The following is a 1154-nucleotide window of genomic DNA, read 5'->3' as shown; positions in this document are numbered from 1 at the left end:
ACATGGAACAACGTCGCCGGGCTCACACCCAGACGGCGCGCCTGCTCCCGAAGCCGGACGGCAAGCCCCGCATCCAGGGCGACCGCCGACTCGACGATGCCGACACCGTCTCCGTGCAGGTCGAAAAGGTCGTACGGCGCTGTCGGCTCGGCGATGCCGCTGAGCAGCTCGCCGAAGAACCGCTCGTGCTCCTCGCGGGAGACGCCCAGCCGTGCCTGCGCGACGAACTCCCGGAACGGCACCGGCGCCGGCAGGCTCTCTTCCTCCCCGGCGAGCAGCGCGCAGACCTCTTCCAGTAGCACATCGATGGTGGTGTGATCGAGGACGAGGTGGTGGTTCTGGAGCGCCATCAGCCACTCGCCTCTGCCGGGTTCCGCTGCGACGGTGGCCCGCAGGAGCGGGGCGCAGCCGATGTCCATGGACGGCGCGCACGCGGCGAGCAGCCGCTGCACCGCGTCCCGTTCGGCCTCAGTGGAATCGATGGCGTCGGTGGGATCGGTGGCATCGAGGTCGACCTCGTTCACCGGTATCTCGGCATGGCGGACCACCACTTGCACCGGCTCACGCAGGCCGTCCCACGCGAAGCCCGTACGCAGGATGTCGTGACGGTCCACCACCGCCCGGAGCGCGTGCAGGAACTGGTCCAGTCGCTCACGGGAATCGAACCGCAGGACCGTCTGCTGGAGGTAGACGTCAACACCGTCCTCCGCGCCGACCAGGTGGTGGAAGAACAGCCCCTCCTGCAGTGGCGCCAGCGGGTAGATGTCGGCGATGTTCGCCGCACCGCCCGCAACCTGCGCCGTAATCCGCCCGATCTCGTCAGCGGTCAGCTCCACCAACGGCAGCATCTGCGGCGTGATCACCTCAGCACCGGCCGGAATCAGGTTCTCCGGCACGACCACCGCATCACGCCCCACCGACGCCGCCGCAAGACCAGCCACCGTCGGCGAAGCGAACAACGCCCGCACACTCACCGGCACACCACGAGCCCGCAACCGCTCCACCAACGACACCGCCAGCAGCGAATGCCCACCCAGCTCGAAGAAGTTGTCATCCACTCCGACCCGCGGCACACCCAACACCTCAGCGAACACCGCACACAGGATCTCCTCCTGCACCGACGACGGAGCCCGCCCCGCCACAACCCCGCACGC

The 1154-nt window shown here is 68.7% G+C and carries 1 protein-coding gene; it reads right to left on the bottom strand.

What is annotated here, in order from left to right; genetic code table 11:
* Positions 1-1094 (bottom strand): condensation domain-containing protein (locus tag ABTZ94_RS37640; protein ID WP_351207984.1); only part of this gene is annotated, 1094 nt, incomplete at its 3' end.
* Positions 1095-1154 lie beyond the last annotated feature (60 nt).

Source organism: Streptomyces sp. NPDC002785 (genome assembly GCF_040295565.1).
In the GTDB taxonomy this organism is placed as follows: Bacteria; Actinomycetota; Actinomycetes; order Streptomycetales; family Streptomycetaceae; genus Streptomyces.
This window is presented reverse-complemented; position numbering and strand designations above follow the sequence as displayed.